The sequence below is a fragment of the Bradyrhizobium sp. 930_D9_N1_4 genome, assembly GCF_052076015.1.
In the GTDB taxonomy this organism is placed as follows: Bacteria; Pseudomonadota; Alphaproteobacteria; order Rhizobiales; family Xanthobacteraceae; genus Bradyrhizobium.
Map to the genome: position 1 here is coordinate 1,745,151 of NZ_CP197236.1, position 17,373 is coordinate 1,762,523.

Annotated in this window: 20 protein-coding genes; 9 read left to right on the plus strand and 11 right to left on the minus strand. The window is 63.3% G+C overall.

What is annotated here, in order from left to right:
- Nucleotides 1-3 precede the first annotated feature (3 nt).
- On the plus strand, nucleotides 4-1,251 hold the full coding sequence (locus AB7532_RS08090) for a CCA tRNA nucleotidyltransferase (protein ID WP_441234276.1): 1,248 nt from the start codon (nucleotides 4-6) through the stop codon (nucleotides 1,249-1,251).
- Between the two features lie 6 nt (nucleotides 1,252-1,257).
- On the plus strand, nucleotides 1,258-2,028 hold the full coding sequence (locus AB7532_RS08095) for a TSUP family transporter (protein WP_441234277.1): 771 nt from the start codon (nucleotides 1,258-1,260) through the stop codon (nucleotides 2,026-2,028).
- An 11-nt stretch (nucleotides 2,029-2,039) separates the two neighbouring features.
- Here AB7532_RS08095 and AB7532_RS08100 read toward each other — a convergent pair whose 3' ends face one another.
- The 3 genes from AB7532_RS08100 to AB7532_RS08110 form a co-directional block, all read right to left on the minus strand.
- Nucleotides 2,040-2,609 carry a hypothetical protein gene (locus AB7532_RS08100; RefSeq protein ID WP_441234278.1) on the minus strand — a complete coding sequence of 190 codons (570 nt, stop codon included), beginning with the start codon at nucleotides 2,607-2,609 and terminating at the stop codon, nucleotides 2,040-2,042.
- A 117-nt stretch (nucleotides 2,610-2,726) separates the two neighbouring features.
- Entirely contained in the window at nucleotides 2,727-3,038 is a 312-nt protein-coding gene (locus AB7532_RS08105; RefSeq protein ID WP_441234279.1) for a hypothetical protein, read from the minus strand.
- Nucleotides 3,039-3,072: 34 nt separating this feature from the next.
- Nucleotides 3,073-3,504 carry a pyridoxamine 5'-phosphate oxidase family protein gene (locus AB7532_RS08110; protein ID WP_441234280.1) on the minus strand — a complete coding sequence of 144 codons (432 nt, stop codon included), beginning with the start codon at nucleotides 3,502-3,504 and terminating at the stop codon, nucleotides 3,073-3,075.
- Between the two features lie 284 nt (nucleotides 3,505-3,788).
- On the opposite strand from AB7532_RS08110, the gene AB7532_RS08115 reads away from it, so the two are divergent.
- The 3 genes from AB7532_RS08115 (at nucleotide 3,789) to AB7532_RS08125 (ending at nucleotide 6,085) form a co-directional block, all read left to right on the plus strand.
- On the plus strand, nucleotides 3,789-4,616 hold the full coding sequence (locus AB7532_RS08115) for an outer membrane protein (RefSeq protein WP_441234281.1): 828 nt from the start codon (nucleotides 3,789-3,791) through the stop codon (nucleotides 4,614-4,616).
- Nucleotides 4,617-4,716: 100 nt separating this feature from the next.
- Complete coding sequence (locus AB7532_RS08120; protein WP_441234282.1) at nucleotides 4,717-5,790, plus strand: TauD/TfdA family dioxygenase; 1,074 nt, start codon at nucleotides 4,717-4,719, stop codon at nucleotides 5,788-5,790.
- A gap of 148 nt (nucleotides 5,791-5,938) precedes the next feature.
- Nucleotides 5,939-6,085 (plus strand): hypothetical protein, encoded by a 147-nt coding sequence (locus tag AB7532_RS08125; protein ID WP_441234283.1) that lies wholly within the window; start codon nucleotides 5,939-5,941, stop codon nucleotides 6,083-6,085.
- Between the two features lie 177 nt (nucleotides 6,086-6,262).
- Here AB7532_RS08125 and AB7532_RS08130 read toward each other — a convergent pair whose 3' ends face one another.
- Nucleotides 6,263-6,646, minus strand: a complete 384-nt coding sequence (locus tag AB7532_RS08130; RefSeq protein ID WP_441234284.1) for a response regulator — start codon at nucleotides 6,644-6,646, stop codon at nucleotides 6,263-6,265.
- Entirely contained in the window at nucleotides 6,639-8,429 is a 1,791-nt protein-coding gene (locus AB7532_RS08135) for a GAF domain-containing protein (RefSeq protein ID WP_441234285.1), read from the minus strand. The genes AB7532_RS08130 and AB7532_RS08135 overlap by 8 nt, the downstream gene beginning before the upstream one ends.
- A gap of 27 nt (nucleotides 8,430-8,456) precedes the next feature.
- On the opposite strand from AB7532_RS08135, the gene AB7532_RS08140 reads away from it, so the two are divergent.
- Complete coding sequence (locus AB7532_RS08140) at nucleotides 8,457-9,647, plus strand: GAF domain-containing sensor histidine kinase (protein ID WP_441234286.1); 1,191 nt, start codon at nucleotides 8,457-8,459, stop codon at nucleotides 9,645-9,647.
- A 102-nt stretch (nucleotides 9,648-9,749) separates the two neighbouring features.
- On the opposite strand, the gene AB7532_RS08145 is transcribed toward AB7532_RS08140, so the two are convergent.
- The 6 genes from AB7532_RS08145 to AB7532_RS08170 form a co-directional block, all read right to left on the minus strand.
- On the minus strand, nucleotides 9,750-9,953 hold the full coding sequence (locus AB7532_RS08145) for a YodC family protein (protein WP_441234287.1): 204 nt from the start codon (nucleotides 9,951-9,953) through the stop codon (nucleotides 9,750-9,752).
- A gap of 311 nt (nucleotides 9,954-10,264) precedes the next feature.
- Nucleotides 10,265-11,014 (minus strand): HAD family hydrolase, encoded by a 750-nt coding sequence (locus AB7532_RS08150; protein ID WP_441234288.1) that lies wholly within the window; start codon nucleotides 11,012-11,014, stop codon nucleotides 10,265-10,267.
- Nucleotides 11,005-11,892: an oxygen-dependent coproporphyrinogen oxidase gene (hemF, locus tag AB7532_RS08155; RefSeq protein WP_441239214.1), complete on the minus strand. Its 888-nt coding sequence runs from the start codon at nucleotides 11,890-11,892 to the stop codon at nucleotides 11,005-11,007. The genes AB7532_RS08150 and hemF overlap by 10 nt, the downstream gene beginning before the upstream one ends.
- Before the next feature lie 123 nt (nucleotides 11,893-12,015).
- Complete coding sequence (locus AB7532_RS08160) at nucleotides 12,016-12,381, minus strand: 6-pyruvoyl trahydropterin synthase family protein (protein ID WP_441234289.1); 366 nt, start codon at nucleotides 12,379-12,381, stop codon at nucleotides 12,016-12,018.
- A gap of 16 nt (nucleotides 12,382-12,397) precedes the next feature.
- Complete coding sequence (gene queE / locus AB7532_RS08165; protein WP_441234290.1) at nucleotides 12,398-13,030, minus strand: 7-carboxy-7-deazaguanine synthase; 633 nt, start codon at nucleotides 13,028-13,030, stop codon at nucleotides 12,398-12,400.
- A gap of 18 nt (nucleotides 13,031-13,048) precedes the next feature.
- Nucleotides 13,049-13,507, minus strand: a complete 459-nt coding sequence (locus AB7532_RS08170; RefSeq protein ID WP_441234291.1) for a tRNA (cytidine(34)-2'-O)-methyltransferase — start codon at nucleotides 13,505-13,507, stop codon at nucleotides 13,049-13,051.
- Nucleotides 13,508-13,784: 277 nt separating this feature from the next.
- Between AB7532_RS08170 and petA the strand changes: the two genes are divergently transcribed.
- The 3 genes from petA (at nucleotide 13,785) to AB7532_RS08185 (ending at nucleotide 17,261) form a co-directional block, all read left to right on the plus strand.
- On the plus strand, nucleotides 13,785-14,315 hold the full coding sequence (gene petA / locus AB7532_RS08175; RefSeq protein WP_128924114.1) for a ubiquinol-cytochrome c reductase iron-sulfur subunit: 531 nt from the start codon (nucleotides 13,785-13,787) through the stop codon (nucleotides 14,313-14,315).
- A gap of 62 nt (nucleotides 14,316-14,377) precedes the next feature.
- Nucleotides 14,378-16,441 (plus strand): cytochrome b/c1, encoded by a 2,064-nt coding sequence (gene fbcH, locus AB7532_RS08180; RefSeq protein ID WP_441234292.1) that lies wholly within the window; start codon nucleotides 14,378-14,380, stop codon nucleotides 16,439-16,441.
- A 145-nt stretch (nucleotides 16,442-16,586) separates the two neighbouring features.
- On the plus strand, nucleotides 16,587-17,261 hold the full coding sequence (locus AB7532_RS08185) for a dienelactone hydrolase family protein (protein ID WP_441234293.1): 675 nt from the start codon (nucleotides 16,587-16,589) through the stop codon (nucleotides 17,259-17,261).
- Nucleotides 17,262-17,373 lie beyond the last annotated feature (112 nt).

The following is a 17,373-nucleotide window of genomic DNA, read 5'->3' on the forward strand; positions in this document are numbered from 1 at the left end:
ACGATGAGCGCGGAGCCATTACTCGCCGATGCGCCCTGGCTGACCGCTGGCGGCACCGCGCGCGTTCTCGCGCTGCTCAACGCTGATGGCGAGCAGGCGCGCGTGGTCGGCGGCGCGGTGCGCAACGCGCTGCTCGGTCTCGTGCCCGGCGACATCGACATCGCCACCACGGCGCTGCCCGACGAGGTGGTGCGTCGCGCCAAGGCCGCCGGCATCAAGAGCGTGCCGACCGGCATCGACCATGGCACCATTACGCTGGTCATCGACAGCGAGCCCTACGAAGTCACGACGCTGCGCGAGGACACCGAAACCTTCGGCCGCAAGGCCAAGGTCGTGTTCGGCCGCGATTGGGTGAAGGACGCCGAGCGGCGCGACTTCACGATGAACGGATTGTCGGTCGATGCCACCGGTGTCGTGTACGACCATGTCGGCGGCATCGCGGATGCCAAGGCCCGCCGCGTGCGCTTCATCGGCGATCCCGACCAGCGCATCGCCGAGGATTATTTGCGCATCCTGCGCTTCTTCCGCATCCACGCCGCCTTCGGCGCCGGCGAGCCTGACCGCGACGGCACGCTCGCCTGCATCCGCGGACGCGCGGGTCTTGCCAGCCTGTCGGCCGAGCGGGTGCGCATGGAGATGCTGAAGCTGCTGGTCGCGCACGGTGCCTCTGCGGCCGCGCACGCGATGGCGGATGGCGGGCTGCTGCAAGCGCTGAGCGGGGGTGTCGTCTATACCGGACCGCTGTCGGCGATGATCGCGATCGAGCGTGAGCTCGGCCTGCCCGCAAGCGCGACGCGGCGCCTGGCCGCGCTGACGGTGGCCGTCACCGAAGATGCCAGGCGCGTCGCGACGCGCTTCCGGCTCTCCAACGCCGAGGCCAAGGCGCTGGATTCGATGGGGCACCGCTGGTGGCGCTTCGCCGCCAAGGACGAGGCCAATGCGCGGCGGTTGCTCTACCGGCTCGGCGCGGAGCGCTATCACGATCGCGTGTTGCTCGGCTGGGCGCGCGCGTCGAGCGACGTGCATTCGTCGCACTGGCGCACGCTCGCCGAGCTGCCGCAGCGCTGGACCGCGCCGAAATTTCCGCTGAAGGCCGCCGACTTCATCGCGCGCGGGATGGCGGAAGGACCTGCACTCGGACACGTGTTGACGCTCGCCGAGGACGCTTGGCTTGCCGCGGATTTTCCACTAGAGGAAGCCGCACTCGCTTCCATCGCCGATCAAGCTGCGGCCCGCATCAGCCGCGATTGAGAGAACGTGACCATCGTTTCAGGCTTCGCCGACATCTCGATTTTCCAGCTCCTGCTGGTCGCAATGATGGCGTTGTTTGCTTCGATCATCGGTGGTCTCGCCGGCTACGGCACCGGCGCCCTGATGCCATTGGTGCTGGTGCCGCTGGTCGGGGCCGAGCCCGTGGTGCCGATCATCGCGATCTCCGCGATGCTCACCAATTCGAGCCGGGCACTCGCCTACATCCGTTATGCTGATCGCCGCCGCGCGCTGATCGTGCTCGCCTGCGCGGCGCTGACGACGGCGCTGGGCGCCTATGGCTACACACGGCTGACCAATGCCGGCGCCGCGCTCGTGATCGGCTCCATGCTGATTTTGAGCGTGCCGCTGCGCCGCGTGCTTCGCCGCCGACAGGTCAGGATCGGCGACGCTGGTCTTGCCGCCGGCTCGGTCGGCTACGGCGTGCTGGTCGGCGGCACCTCCGGCTCCGGCGTGATCCTGCTGTCGCTGCTGATGGCCGCGGGCCTCGAAGGCGCCGCGGTGATCGCAACCGATGCGATGATCTCGCTCGGCACCGGCCTCATCAAGATATCCGTGTTCGGCCTCGCCGGCGCGGTGGATGCGCAGGTGCTCGCCTTCGCGCTGCTGATCGGCGGCATCGCCATCCCCGGCGCGTTTCTCGCCAAGGCTTTCGTCGAGCGGATGCCGGTGCACATCCACACCGTGATTCTCGATGCCGCGGTGATCACCGGCGGGCTGGTGATGATCTCGGCGGCGGCGAGGCAGTTGATCGCGTAGATCGCCCTGGCTCAGCGCACGGTCCCATTGGGCGTCGTGTTCAACGGCGCTCCCCCGACCGAGATCGGGCCCGTCGTGGTCGTGACGCGCGGCGGCGGCTTCTTTGGCCTTGGGGCGACACGGGCTGCTGGAGCTGACGCGACAGCGGGCACTGACGCCGACGGCATCGGGATCGCCGGCGCAGTCAGTGGAGACGGTGCGGCCGTCGCCTGCGGGGCGGGGCTCTTCAGTGCGTCGATTTTCGAACTGAGGTTGGCAAGTTGACCGACGATCGCCTTCAACTGCTCTTGCTGGCCGGCGATGGTCCGGTCGATCGTCGCCAAATCTTCGGCTGTCTTCTGTTGTGCGGCGAGCAGGTCCGTCATGATCGCCCGGTCATTGGCTCTGCTATCGGCATCCCCGTCCTCGCGGCCCGCAGACGGAACGAACAATCCCGGATTCAGCCAGGCATAGGCCGCGCCTGCGCCTGCAAGTGCGACCACAACGGCCACGAAGAGCGCAAACGGCCATCGGCGACGAGGCGCGGGTAGAAAAGGCGGTGGCTCTACAACTGGCCAATTCGGAGACGATTCGGTGCTCATCCGAACTTCCTAGTCAGCCTTTTTACCCAGCGCAATTGCTGCGTCAGCGATCGGCAGGCGTGAGCAATTGATTGTGCAAGTGGCCGACCTCGACCCTATCGGTTTTCGCGGTCGGCTTCACGGCAGCAAAGTCGTCAGCTCATAGACGGCGACGGCTGCTCCGAGACAGCGCCGCCAGGGATTGACGCCGCGGATGATCTCATCTGCGGCCCAGACCAGAAGCCCGCCTTTGACGACGACCGTCAAGGCGACGCTGAATTGACCTGATGACGGCCAGATCCAGAGCAGAACGGCCGCCACGATCACGATCCACAGCACGAGATTGGGCCACTGCGCGATCGTGATGGCGCCTGTTTCGCGATTGCGGAAAAACCAGTTCAGGATCTTGCGCACAATCGCGGTTCCGTCGGCAGCCTCGACATGGGGCATCGCAAAGCAATTCGTACGACAGGGCCCTGTCCGCTCAGAGCGTGACCTCGCCCTCTTCGCGTCCTGACCAGTAGGTCGCCCTGACAGCCCTGACCTTGATCAGGACGATGCCTGGCGTGTCGATGCCGTTGTCGAACCATTTGTCGAGATCGCTGGTCCAGTGCTGCTGGAACGCCGCCTTGTCGCGGATCAGTTCGGCAGTGCCTTCGACGGCCACGTAGATCCCCTTCGAGAACAGACCGGCCTCGGACGAGAATCCGAGCGCCACCTTCGGATTTCGCTGGATATCCGCTACCGTCCGGGCCTTTTCGTAGGTGAAATAATACGACGTGCCGTCGTAGTCGACGTCGCCATTGTTGCTCATGGGCCGGTTGGCGATCTCGCCCGCCTCGGTGTGGGTCGAAAGAATGGCGATATCGATGCCGGCCATTTCCTTTGCGATCTCGGCGAGCGATTTCTTTGACATGAATTTTCCTCCAGTGAGATGGGAGCAACGACGGAATCGGACCCATGTTCCTCCGAGAATGGCGGAGCGCAGGGCGAATTGAGCCCTTGCGAAACCGATCGCTTCCTTCTGCAATCATCTTCCATCGTGACGTTCGCGACTTTGTCCCGGGCGGCAGCTTCGTCTTCACCGTCAATCCGGCGGAGCCATGATTCGACTCGCGCGCTCAATCTCGCTTTGATGTGCCCTTGGTTTGCTTCACGATCGACAGGCCGCCGGGGCGGCCCAATTTGGGAGGTTTTGAAATGAGGACGTTTGCACTCGCTTTGCTGTCGACAGTCGCTCTCGGCCCGATCACGGCCCAGGCTGCGGATTTGGCGCCGGTTCGGATGCCGTTGAAGGCTCCCGCTCAAATGGGCAATTGGACGGGCTTCTATGTCGGCGGCAACGTTGGTTATGGCTGGGGCAGCTACGACGCTTCGAACGCCACCGGGACGATCGTGAACGTGAATGGCGGTTCGGGCATCTACGGCTTCAACGCTGCATCCGGCAGCGGCAATGGTGTCACTGCCGGTATCCAGGCGGGTTACAACTGGCAGATCGAGCAGGCCGTGCTCGGCATCGAAGCTGATTGGCAATATCTCAATTCGAAGGCCGGCACCGGCAACGCGGCCATTGCCGTCCCCGTCTTCATCGGCGGCAATTTTAGCGGCAGCATGTCCGTCGGCACCGATTGGTATGCGACCTTCCGTGGCCGGGTGGGTTATGCGTTCGGGCCGGCACTGCTCTATGCCACCGGCGGTCTTGCGCTGGCTGATACCAAGGTCAGTTCGAATGCGACGGGCAGTATCGTCACCGCGCTCTTCCCGCCGGCCTTGGGACCGCTGGGCTCCATGACCGCGTCCGACAGCGCCGTCCTGATCGGCTATGCCGTTGGCGGCGGTTTCGAATACGCCCTGGGGGCAGGGTGGTCGGTCAAGGGCGAGTATCTGCACATGGGCTTCGGCACGAAAGGCTACAACCTGACCGGCTCGCTTCAATCGCCCGCCGGGGTGACGGCCGTCATCGCGACCCACGTCGATATCAAGCCGAGCTTCGACATCGTCCGCGTTGGTGTGAACTATCGGTTCTGATCGGCAGATGAGCAGCACTATCAAGATTGAACAAACGAAGAGGTAGGTTCGCGGTGGCGTACGCTTCAACTGACGACCCATTTTCTCAGGAGCCAACACGATGAACCTCGTCATAGCCTCCAGCGGGATCAGTCGCCCTCCGGGCAGGATCGACATCCCATCTGCCTGGCTCGGCGTCGAGATGAAGGCTAATCCCAATCGATGGTTGATATCGCTTGCGGCCAGCGAGATCGCGGAGCTTGAGAACGCGGCCGAATCCTATCTCGGCAGCGCCAAGAACATCGCTGACATCAGCAAGCAAAGCTTTCCGCTTCCCCGCTTCGGCGCGCACCTGGAAGAACTCAAGACAAAGCTCCTGACCGGCCTCGGCTTCGAAGTCATTCGCGGTCTCCCGGTGGCCAAATACAGCCAGGAATTTGCCGCCACGATCTTTTGCGGGGTGGGCGCGCATCTTGGATCGGCGCGGTCGCAGAATGCTGCGGGTCACATTCTCGGTCACGTCCGTGACGTCGGCGCCGATGCGAAGGATCCGAACACTCGTATCTATCAGACATCGGAACGGCAGACATTCCACACGGATTCGTCCGACGTGGTGGGATTGCTATGTATCCGCGAGGCGATGGAGGGAGGGGATTCCCTCCTTGTCAGCACGTCGACCATCTACAACGAGATGTTTGCCAGGCGTCCCGACCTCGCGGCCCTGTTGTTCGACGCAATCGCGACAGACCGGCGCGGCGAGGTGCCGGAGAACGAAAAGCCGTATCTCGAAATTCCGGTGCTGAACTGGCATGCGGGGTTCCTGACCGGGTTCTATCAGCGCCAGTATATCGATAGCGCGCAGCGCTTTCCCGATGCGCTACGGCTGACGGCGGCTCATGTCGAGGCGCTCGATCTCTTTGACGCGCTCGCCAATGACCCCAACCTGCATTTTGGCATGCGGCTTCAGCCGGGTGACATGCAGTTCGTCTACAATCATGCCTTGCTGCACGACCGGACCGGTTTCCGCGATTGGCCCGATGCAGGCCAGAAGCGTCATTTGCTGCGCCTTTGGCTCAGCATGGAAGGCGACCGGCCGCTGCCCGATTGCTTCAAGCAGCGTTATGGCTCGATCGAGATCGGCAACCGCGGCGGCATCATCACCAAAGGCACCAGCCTCAACGTCCCGCTGGATTGAGGGTCGAAGCCGCGCGTTAGTGCTCGCCGGCGTCTAGCGCGGTTCGGACCGCCGATGCAAGCTCGGCGGGCCGGAATGGCTTGCGCAAGAACGGCGCATTCCCCAGCGCCGCCGAGTCCGCGTAGCCGCCGACGAACAGGACCTGGAGTTGCGCGACCTGGCTGCCGTGCAGGACAGCGAACAGCAGGCTGTCGAGCTGGCCAGGAAAATTGCGGAGCGGAGCGGTCGAGCGGTGATGGTCAGCGATGCCGACGGGGAAGTTTTGGGTGTCTTCGAAGGCGCCACAAAAAACTAGGTTGCGTTAGTATTTCCGGCCTTGAGCCGCGCAACACGCTCTGCGATGCGCCAGAACTCCCGTACTGCTCGTGAACGCTGTTCTCAATCCAAAAATCAATGGACGTGCGCGCATTGCTCGTCGTCATCCTTTTCCCTAGCGCGGTCTAGTGGCCCGCTGAGAGCCTGACCAGACAGGCTAGGCCACCATCCGATTCAACGTGGCGACCAGCTCGGCCGGCCGGAACGGCTTGGTGAAGAACTTGCCGCCCTCCGGAATGACGACCTCCGTCGTATCGACATGCCCGGATACGAGAATGATCGCGATCGGGGGCCAGCGGCGGCGGACCATCGCGACTAGCGCCATCCCGTCCATGCCGGGGGGCATTTCGATATCGCTGAGGATGATCTTGATATCGAGCCGATTCTCGAGGAGTTTGATCGCCTGTTTGGCGTTGGCGGCTTCCAGGGTGGGAAAGCCGGCTTCCTCGACCAGATCAACCGTATTCATTCTCAGCAGGGGCTCGTCCTCGACCACCAGCACGAGCGGCTTGTTTGTTGTCAACTGCTCCTCCTTATCCATCCAGGTCAGCAAGGAGTGTTGTGAAGGTCGCCTCGAGGCCCGAAGGTAGATAATCGAGCTGCGCGCCTCCCGTTCCTACGAGCCCCATTTTCAGGAGACGAGACCCGAAACCTCCACGAGTCGGTGCAACGACGCTCGGTCCTCCGGTCTCGCGCCAGTCGAGGCGAAACGTCTGGCCAGAGTTCTCGCCGTCGACGGTCCAGCTCAGCGCGATCCGCCCGACATCATTGGAAAGTGCGCCGTATTTCAGAGCGTTGGTCGTCAACTCGTGGAGCACCAGCGACAGGGACTGCGTCGCGCGTGAGCCGAGCGTGACAGTCGGACCCGAGATGTCAAAGCGCGCTATGTCGGCAAACGTGCAGACGGTCGTTTCCACGACGTTTGCAACCCGTGCCGAGCTCCAGTTTTGCTGAAGCAGGACATCATGCGCGACGCTGAGGGCCAACACACGATCCGAGAAGGCCCTGACCGGTTCCTGTTCCGGAACGTTCTTCAGGGTTTGCGAGGCGATGGCCTGCACCAGAGCCATGGTGTTCTTCATGCGGTGGCTGAGTTCGTGATTGAGCAATCGCTGCTGCGCCTCGGCCTGCAGCCGCGCTATCTCGGCCTCGACCCGGTCGGCGATATTGCGCAGATAAACCAGCGTTTCGTCTGACCAGGAACGCGGCTGCTTCGCATGGACGATCAGCAATCCGGTCACGCGTCCGCGGTCGATGACCGGCACATTGACCAGCGAGCGAATGTCGAGCTTCAGAAGCTTCTCGGAGAAATCGGCTGTGATCGGATCGTTCAGCACATCGGGTATGATGAGCGGGTCTCCTTCAAGCAGGCCGCGCTGCAAATCGCGACCGTAGTCGGCCAGCCGATGCCGTCCGGCAATGGAGGCGATGCCTGCGGCCGTCCAGTCGGGTTCCACGTCGACGAATTCGCCAGTGCTGTCGAAGTGTCCAAATGCTGCGCGTTCGACCTTCAGGCTTTCTCCAATAACCGCCGTTGCCGATCGGGTCACGTCGCCGATTGTCAGGGCATTGCGCAGTCGATCGCCGATGTGCAGGAGGCCATTGCGGCGGGTCTCCGCTTCCTTTTGCTCGGCCAGCAGTTTGTCCCGCTCGGCGAGCGCCCGGCGTAATTCCAGCTGGCTCATCACCTGACGCGCGAGATTTCGCAACGCTCCGGCCTGAGCAACGGTCAACCCGTCCGGCCTTGGCTCGGTGTCTATTGCGCACAGGCTTCCAAGCACTTGGCCCTGCGCCGTTCGCAGCGGCGCTCCGGCATAGAAGCGGATGAAGGGGGCGCCTGTGACAAGAGGGTTCTCGCGGGTACGAGCGTCCAGCATCAGATCGGGGACGACGAGCAAATCGGGCTCGATCAAGGCATGCGCGCACACTGAGCTGTTCAGGTCCGTCTCACGATCGTTGATACCGACCTTGGCTTTGAACCATTGCCGATTGTCCGCGACGAGACTGACGAGCGCGACCGGAACGTTGCAGATCTGCGCCGCCAGCTCGACAATATCGTCGAATCCTCGCTCGGGCGGCGTGTCGAGGATGTCGAACTGCGCCAGTGCCTGGAGCCTGTCGAGATCACGAGTATAGCTTGGGGCGCCCACCACAACTCCAAAACTCGAAATGAGAAATGACCAATCCGTTTGCAGCAAGTCTGGTTCCACGCGGCGGGCGCATAACAAAGTGCGGGCAGCCAGCGGTTGCGCGGTGACAGCTTCCGCCCGCCTGAACGCCGAACCGTCGGCATCGAAGGCTTGTACCGTCCGTTGCCAGACCATAGCATCTGTCTGCGAGGAAGAGGCTGAATGAGTTTCGATAGAGATATTGCCAAGGTCAGCGGTATTGCGGCCGTTCCCACCATTCTGGACGTCGTTGGTCGGACCACAGGCATGGGGTTCACCGCCGTCGCGCGGGTGACCGAGGACAGGTGGATCACGTGCGCCTCGCGCGATGAACTGGCGTTTGGTCTGAAGCCTGGAGACGAGCTCAAGGTCGAGACCACCATTTGCCACGAGATCCGGCAGAACCGGGAAGCCGTCATCATCGATGATGTAGACAAGGACACCATGTTCTGCGGCCACCACACGCCGGCGCAGTACGGCTTCAAGAGCTACATTTCCATGCCGATCATCATGGCGGACGGTTCGTTCTTCGGCACCCTCTGCGCGATCGATCCCAAGCCCCGCACATTGAATACGCCCGAGGTGATCGGGATGTTCAAGCTGTTCGCGGAGCTGATCGCATTTCACCTCGACGCCGCCGACAAGATCGAGGTCAGCGAGACCAGGCTCGCGCTGGAGCAGAAATCCGCCGAGCTTCGCGAGCAGTTCATCGCCGTCCTGGGTCATGATCTGCGCAACCCGCTTGCGTCAGTCGCGGGTGGATTGCGCCTTCTGAGAAAAAAGGTCGACGCCGAGGGCCAGGACTGGCTCAACCTGATGCAGGTCAGCGTCAATCGCATGTCCGGGCTCATCGACAATGTCATGGACTTCGCACGGGCGCGCCTGGGCGGCGGAATGCACCTGAAACTCAGGGACGAGTCGCTTGAGCCGCACATCAGGCACATTGTCGCGGAATTTGAGAACGTGCATCCAAGCCGCCGGATGAGTTCAAGCGTGAACGTACCGGGAAAAGTCAGGATTGACGCGGGACGAATGAGCCAGCTCCTGTCCAACCTCCTTGGCAATGCGCTCGCCTACGGCGACCCGGATGCGCCGGTCATGGTGATTGCCAAAGCCAACGAACACGGCTTCGAAATCAGCGTCGCGAATGAAGGACCACCTATTCCGGGCGAAGCTATGCCGTTGCTCTTCACGGCCTTTCATCGCGGAGAAGTCCTGCCGAACGAAAAGGGATTGGGGCTGGGGCTTTACATTTCGCAGGAGATAGCCCGCGCTCACGGTGGTGAAATCCGGGTGACGTCCACGGCCGGACGAACCATCTTCACCGCCGAATTTCCGATCGCTCCCACCGACACTTCGAGCGATCGAGAATAAGGAACGTGATGTCCGCTATCGCCCCGTTGTTGGCAACGAAGCGGACATCAGGAGTGCGGAGCTAAACGCTCCGGTCTAACGAGGACGCTGTCTCAGGCGTGCCTACTCCTCGTCTTCGTCCTCGTCATCTTCATCGTCTTCGAGCTCTTCCAGCTGCTCGAGTACGGCCAGTGGCAACGTCTCGCGGAACAGGTCGCCCTCCGCGCCCATCCAGAGGCAGAGCACGTCGTCGCCCTTCACGTCCGCGACGGTCAGTGGCTGCCCGCCGGATTTCAACATCACGATATCGCCGGCTTTCAGTTTCATGGATGGTCCTTTCAGGTTGATTGACGAAAGACGCTAGCAAGCCGTCATGACACGCCGATCACGGGTTACGCGACCCGTGAATTTGCTTCGGCTTGCTTGTCGGCCTGCGTAGCCAAACGCAGAGGTTCAAGTGGGGGATCGCTCGATTGTCACCCAAGGGCTGTTCCGTCCCGGGTGCGGCGACCATGGCATCATGCGCCTGTTTTGCCCGACGGAGCAAGTTATTTCGTTAAATCCGTAAACCCTTGATATTGCAGCAGCCGGCTACTGTGCATGGGGTTGTTTTCGACATTTTTGATTTTGTGCGTCGGTTAAGTCTGGTTTGGCACCAGCTCCGTCAGCGAGCGGATGATGCGGTCGGGCCTCACGGTCGAGCCTTCGGGCAGGCCATCGCCATGCACGTCGATCCAGATCGCATAGATGCCGAGGCGCTGTGGCGTCACGACCTCCCATTCCAGATTGTCGCCGATCATCCAGGTGTCCGCAGGCGTGACGCCGAGCGCCTCCATCGCGTGCAGATAGGCGCGCTCCTCGGGCTTGCCGAAGCCGTGCTCGCCCTCGATCTGGATGTGATCGAAGCGATGGGTCAGCTCGAAGCGCTCGACCTTGGCGCGCTGCATGTCGGCGGCGCCGTTGGTCACCAGCGCGAGTTTGATGCCGTGCGCCTTGAACGCATCGATTGCATCATGGGCACCTGGGAAAACGAAGATCGCTTCCTCGCGATAGGTGGTGAAGCGATTGGCGATGCGATCGGCGAGATCGTCGGGGAGGGCGCGATGGCCGTTCGCGGCAAGCGCGGCGAAGCCGCCGCGCACCGTGAGCCGTCGCGCCTCGCCGAGCTTCATGCGCCAGATCGGCTCCGCGGTCGACCAGAACTGCCGCGCATAAGCGAGCACGGCCGTGGCGACCTGCGGCGGCGGAAGCGGCGCAAGCTCCTCGGCAAATTCCTCGGCGATCGTGTTCCAGGCGATCTCCGGCCGGCCATAGGCCGACAGGATGGTGTCGTCCATGTCGATCAGCATGGCGCGCGGCAGAGGCTTCATTGCAGTGCTCATGGCCATTTCACCTCCGGCGGCAGCGACGACAGGATGGAATCCACATTGCCGCCGGTCTTGAGTCCGAAGATGGTGCCGCGGTCGTAGAGCAGATTGAATTCGACATAGCGGCCGCGGCGGATCAATTGCTCCTCGCGATCCTCCGCGGTCCAGGCGCTCGCGAAATTGCGCCGGACGATGTCAGGGTAGATCTTCAGGAAAGCGCGGCCGACATCCTGGGTGAAGGCGAGGTCGGCATCCCAATCACCGCTGTCGTGCCAGTCGTAGAAGATGCCGCCGATGCCGCGCGCCTCTTTGCGGTGCGGCAAATAGAAATACTCCTCGCACCATTTTTTGTACTTGTCGTAATCGGCGATGCCATTGGGCTGGTCGCAGGCCTCCTTCATCGCGCCATGGAAGGCGAGCGTGTCGGCATCGTCCTGCGTGCGCCTTCGGTCGAGCACCGGCGTGAGGTCGGCGCCGCCACCGAACCACGCCTTGGTGGTGACGACGAAGCGCGTGTTCATGTGCACGGCCGGCACGTGCGGATTGCGGTGATGCGCGATCAGCGAGATGCCGGAGGCCCAGAATTTCGGGTCGTCCGCCGCGCCGGGGATCTGCGCGCGAAACTCGGGCGCAAATTCACCGTGCACGGTCGAGCAATGCACGCCGACCTTCTCGAACAGGCGGCCGGACATCATCGACATCACGCCGCCGCCGCCGGGCGCGCCGCTATGATCGGTGCGCTGCCAGGGTGTGCGAGCGAAGCGGCTGGCCTCGCCGGGATAGAGGCTTTGCGGCGCGTCGTCCTCGAGCCGCTCGAAGCTCGCGCAGATGTCGTCGCGCAGAGCCTCGAACCAGGCGCGGGCGCGGGTCTTGCGGTCTTCGATCGTCGAAACGTCCATCTGCATTCCACCGCTCTCGTAGGGTGGGCAAAGGCGCCCTTGCGCTGTGCCCACCATCTCTCACCGTCGTCTCAACTGGTGGGCACGCTACGCTCTGCCTACCCTACGAGACCGCGATCGTAGCTACCCCTGCGGACCGTAATAGGTGCAGCTCTCGTTGCAACTGTCGCGGTGGATGCTGACGCGGGTGAGCTTGCCGATATGCGCAAGCCGCTCCCAGACGAAGCGCGACAGGTTTTCCAGCGTCGGTGTGCCCAGCGCCTCGATCTTGTTGAGGAACTTGTGGTCCAGCGTGAGCCTGACCTCTTCGATGGCGCGCTGGAGCAAGCCGAGATCGACCACCATGCCGGTCTTGGGGTCCAGTGTGCCGCGCACCGTCACCTCGGCGCGGAAGGAGTGGCCGTGGATCTCTTCGCTGGCTGCACCGAACGTCGTTCCCGACAATGTATGCGCCGCCTCGAAGCGGAACGATTTCGTCAATTCCCACATTTGTCGAAAACCAATCCTATCTGATGCCGAGCGACTTATGCGTCTGCACGCTCAGCCGCCATTGCGGATGGCGCAGGCAGTAGTCGATCGCACGTGCGGTGTTCTGGATGACCTCGGGTCCGTCCATCGGCTGGAGCGAGAAGCGTTCGAAGGCGAGGTCCTCGAACGTCTCGGGAGCGGCTAGGGTTTGCGGATAGACTAGCTTCAACTCGTGGCCGCGGCGCAGGACCAGCTCGCTGCCGCCCTTGGGGCTGACGCAGATCCAGTCGAGGCCGTCAGGCGCTTCAACCGTGCCGTTGGTCTCGACGCCGATCTCGAAGCCGCGCGCATGGAGCGCGTCGATCAGCGCGGCGTCGACCTGGAGCAGCGGCTCGCCGCCGGTCAGCACCGCGTAGCGGTTGTCGTTGGAGGCGGTCCATTGCGCGGCGATGGTATCGGCGAGTTCCGCAGCCGAGGCATAGCGGCCGCCGAGCGTGCCGTCGGTGCCGACGAAATCCGTGTCGCAGAATTTGCAGGTCGCATTGTCGCGGTCGGCCTCGCGGCCGCTCCAGAGGTTGCAGCCGGCAAAACGACAGAACACGGACGCGCGCCCGGCATGGGCGCCTTCGCCTTGCAGGGTCAGGAAGATTTCCTTGACCGCGTAACTCAACGTTCTCTCCTCAACATATCAAACTTGCGGGTTCCGGAGTTGCCGCAGGGCCTCGCCTGCGGCCATCGCCGCGGTCATGGCGACATTGAGCGACCGCAGCCCCGGATTGATCGGGATCACCAGCCGCGCATCCGCGGCCTCGACCACCGCGTCGGTGACCCCGGCGCTCTCGCGCCCGAATAGCAGGATGTCCGACGTCTGGTAATGAAAATCGCGGTAGTCGGTGGCTGCCTTGGTCGTGAACAGCAGCAGCCGGGTGCCCTGGCCTGCGCGCCAGTCCTCGAATCTCGACCAGGAATCGTGGCGGGTCAGGCTGACATGGTCGAGGTAATCCATTCCCGCCCGGCGGAACAGGCGGTCGGAGACCGGGAAGCCCGCCGGTTCGATGATATGGGCGGCGATGCCCAGGCAGGCGCAGAGCCTGAGAATCGTGCCGGTGTTCTGGGCGATGTCGGGTTGGAAAAGCGCGATCTGCATGGGCTCTGCCGGGGCGGTGCGGGCCGGAAATGTCTCAATAAAACATCGCTGGCCGCGGAATTCGTGCATTGCACGCCCCCACGCCGTTAGCGAGCTTGCGCTCGCCCGGCAAGGGTGCCAATAGAATGATTCTGGACTGCTGTTTTCGCCTTGTTTTGGCGGGGACAAGTGAAGTTCTGCCGCCGCGGGGGGCCGCGGGCGCCGGCAGATCGTTCCGGGGACCTTGGGGGCCTCTGGAGCGGTTCCGCCGGCAGCATAAGAAGAAAGGGTTGGAATCGTGACGACAGCGTCTTCGGCGGACCATCCGACACGCCGTGATTTCTTATTCGTTGCAACGGGGGCCGCTGCTGCAGTAGGGGGCGCAGCTGCGCTCTGGCCCTTCATCTCTCAAATGAATCCTGATGCGTCGACCATCGCGGCAGGTGCGCCGATCGAGGTCGATCTCAGCCCGGTCGCCGAGGGGCAGGACATCAAGGTGTTCTGGCGCGGCAAGCCGATCTACATCAGCCACCGCACCAAGAAGCAGATCGACGAGGCGCGTGCCGTCAACGTGGCGAGCCTGCCCGATCCGCAGACCGACGAGGCCCGGGTCAAGTCCGGCCACGAGCAGTGGCTGGTCGTCATCGGCATCTGCACCCATCTCGGCTGCATCCCGATCGCCCATGAAGGCAATTACGACGGGTTCTTCTGCCCCTGCCATGGTTCGCAGTACGATTCGTCCGGCCGCATCCGCCAGGGGCCCGCGCCCGCGAACCTGCCGGTGCCGCCGTACCAGTTCGTGTCCGACACCAAAATCCAGATCGGCTGAGCTTCGGACCTGCGTCCGAAGCCTCGCGTCGTCTCGTCGTTTTATTTCCTCAGGATCGCATCATGAGCGGACCATCCGACTACCAGCCGAGCAATCCGGCCCTGCAATGGATCGAGCGACGTCTGCCGATCCTCGGTCTCGTCCATTCCTCCTTCGTCGTCTATCCCACCCCGCGCAATCTGAACTATTGGTGGACCTTCGGCGCCATCCTCTCCTTCATGCTGGGGATGCAGATCCTGACCGGCGTGATCCTGGCGATGCACTACACGCCGCATGCCGATCTCGCTTTCAAGTCGGTCGAGCTGCTCGTCCGTGACGTCAATTACGGCTGGCTGCTGCGCAACATGCACGCCTGCGGCGCGTCGATGTTCTTCTTCGCGGTCTATATCCACATGCTGCGCGGCCTCTATTACGGCTCCTACAAGGAGCCGCGCGAGGTGCTCTGGATCCTCGGCGTCATCATCTACCTGCTGATGATGGCGACGGGCTTCATGGGTTACGTGCTGCCGTGGGGCCAGATGAGCTTCTGGGGCGCCACCGTCATCACCAATCTGTTCTCCGCCATTCCCTATGTCGGCGAGAGCATCGTGACGCTGCTGTGGGGCGGCTATTCGGTCGGCAATCCGACGCTGAACCGCTTCTTCTCGCTGCACTATCTGCTGCCGTTCGTGATCGCGGGCGTGGTCGTGCTCCACGTCTGGGCGCTGCATGTGGCCGGCCAGAACAACCCTGACGGCGTCGAGCCGAAGACGGAAAAGGACACGGTTCCGTTCACGCCGCATGCGACCATCAAGGACGGTTTCGGCGTCGCCTGCTTCCTGCTGCTCTACGCCTGGTTCATCTTCTACATGCCGAACTATCTCGGCGACGCCGACAACTACATTCCGGCGAACCCGGGCGTGACGCCGCCGCACATCGTGCCGGAATGGTATTACCTGCCGTTCTACGCGATCCTGCGTTCGATCCCGAACAAGCTCGCAGGCGTCATCGGGATGTTCTCGGCGATCATCATCCTGTGCTTCCTGCCCTGGCTGGATGCAGCGAGGACGCGCTCGTCGAAGTACCGTCCGCTGGCCAAGCAGTTCTTCTGGATCTTCGTCGCGGTTTGCATCCTGCTCGGCTATCTCGGTGCGCAGCCGCCGGAAGGCATCTACGTGATTGCCGGCCGCATCCTGACGTTCTGCTACTTCGCCTACTTCCTGATCGTGCTGCCGCTGCTCTCGCGCATCGAGACGCCGCGGCCGGTGCCGAACTCGATCTCGGAGGCGATCCTGGCCAAGGGCGGCAAGGCCGTGGCCTCCGTCATGGTCGCGCTCGTCGCCGCCGGCGCGCTGTTCCTCGGCAGCCTCGGGGACGCACGCGCCTCCGAAGGCAGCGACAAGCCGCCGGGCAACAAATGGTCGTTCTCGGGCCCTTTCGGCAAGTATGACCGCGGCGCGCTCCAGCGCGGCCTCAAGGTCTACAAGGAAGTCTGCGCCAGCTGCCACGGCCTGTCCTACGTCGCGTTCCGCAACCTCGCGGAGGCCGGCGGCCCCGGCTATTCCGTGGCACAGGCTGCGGCGTTCGCCTCGGACTACAAGGTCAAGGACGGTCCGAACGATGCGGGCGACATGTTCGAGCGGCCCGGCCGGCCGGCCGACTATTTCCCCTCGCCATTCGCGAACGAGCAGGCCGCGCGTGCCGCAAACGGCGGTGCGGCGCCGCCCGATTTGTCGCTGATCACCAAGGCGCGTTCCTACGGCCGCGGTTTCCCGAACTTCATCTTCGACTTCTTCACCCAGTACCAGGAGCAGGGCCCGGACTACGTCACGGCGGTGCTCCAGGGCTTCGAGGACAAGGCGCCGGAGGGTGTGACCATCCCGGAGGGCTCGTACTACAACAAGTACTTCCCGGGGCACGCCATCAAGATGCCGAAGCCGCTCAGCGACGGCCAGGTGACTTATGACGACGGCGCGCCGGCCACGGTCGCGCAATATTCAAAGGACGTCACCACGTTCCTGATGTGGACCGCGGAGCCGCACATGGAAGCGCGCAAGCGCCTCGGTTTCCAGGTGTTCATCTTCCTGATCATCTTCGCCGGCCTGATGTACTTCACCAAGAAGAAGGTCTGGGCCAGCTCGCACTGAGCAAGGCGCGGCACGATACGAACAAGCCCCCGCAAGGGGGCTTTTTTGTTGGACACGCGCGTGTGTTGTCTGGCGCGGTTGCCTATCGCGCGCGCAGCCGCCAAAATACCGCCAACCGCTCCCCCAGAACTCATCGGAGGACATCATGGGAACCGCCATCACCTTCAAGCGCCCGGACGGCAAGGACGCCTCGGGCTATCTCGCCAACGCCGCGCGCGGCAACGCGCCGGGCGTGGTCGTGATCCAGGAATGGTGGGGCCTGTCGGACCAGATCAAGGGCCTCTGCGACCGCTTTGCGCTGGCCGGTTTCGACGCGCTCGCGCCCGATCTCTACAAGGGCAAGGTGGTGCCGTATCACGACACGGAAGCCGCCGGCAAAGAGATGAACTCGCTCGACTTCATGGACGCCACCACGCAGACCGTGCGCGGCGCCACGCAATATCTGTCGCGTAACGGCGCCAAGGTCGGTCTGACCGGCTTCTGCCTCGGCGGCGCCGTCACCATCATCGGCTCGGTGCATGTGCCGGAGCTCGCGGCCGGCGTCGTGTTCTACGGCATCCCGCCCGAGCAGGCCGCCAAGCCCGCCGACGTCAAGATTCCGCTCCAGGCCCACTTCGCCAACAAGGACGATTGGTGCACGGCCGAGCTGGTCAACGGCTTCGAAAAGGCCATGAAGGCCGCCGGCAAGTCGCTCGAGCTGTTCCGCTATGACGCCGAACACGCCTTCGTCAACGAACAGCGCCAGGCCGTGCACGACCGCGAAGCCGCCGAGCTCGCCTGGGGAAGGGCGACAGAGTTTTTCCGGAAGCATCTTGGCTGATCACCGGTAGCCCGGATGGAGCGCAGCGTAATCCGGGGCTATCTCGCCCTGGCACGAATCCCGGATTGCGCTGCGCTCCATCCGGGCTACGGCATCAGGGCCACCCTTGACG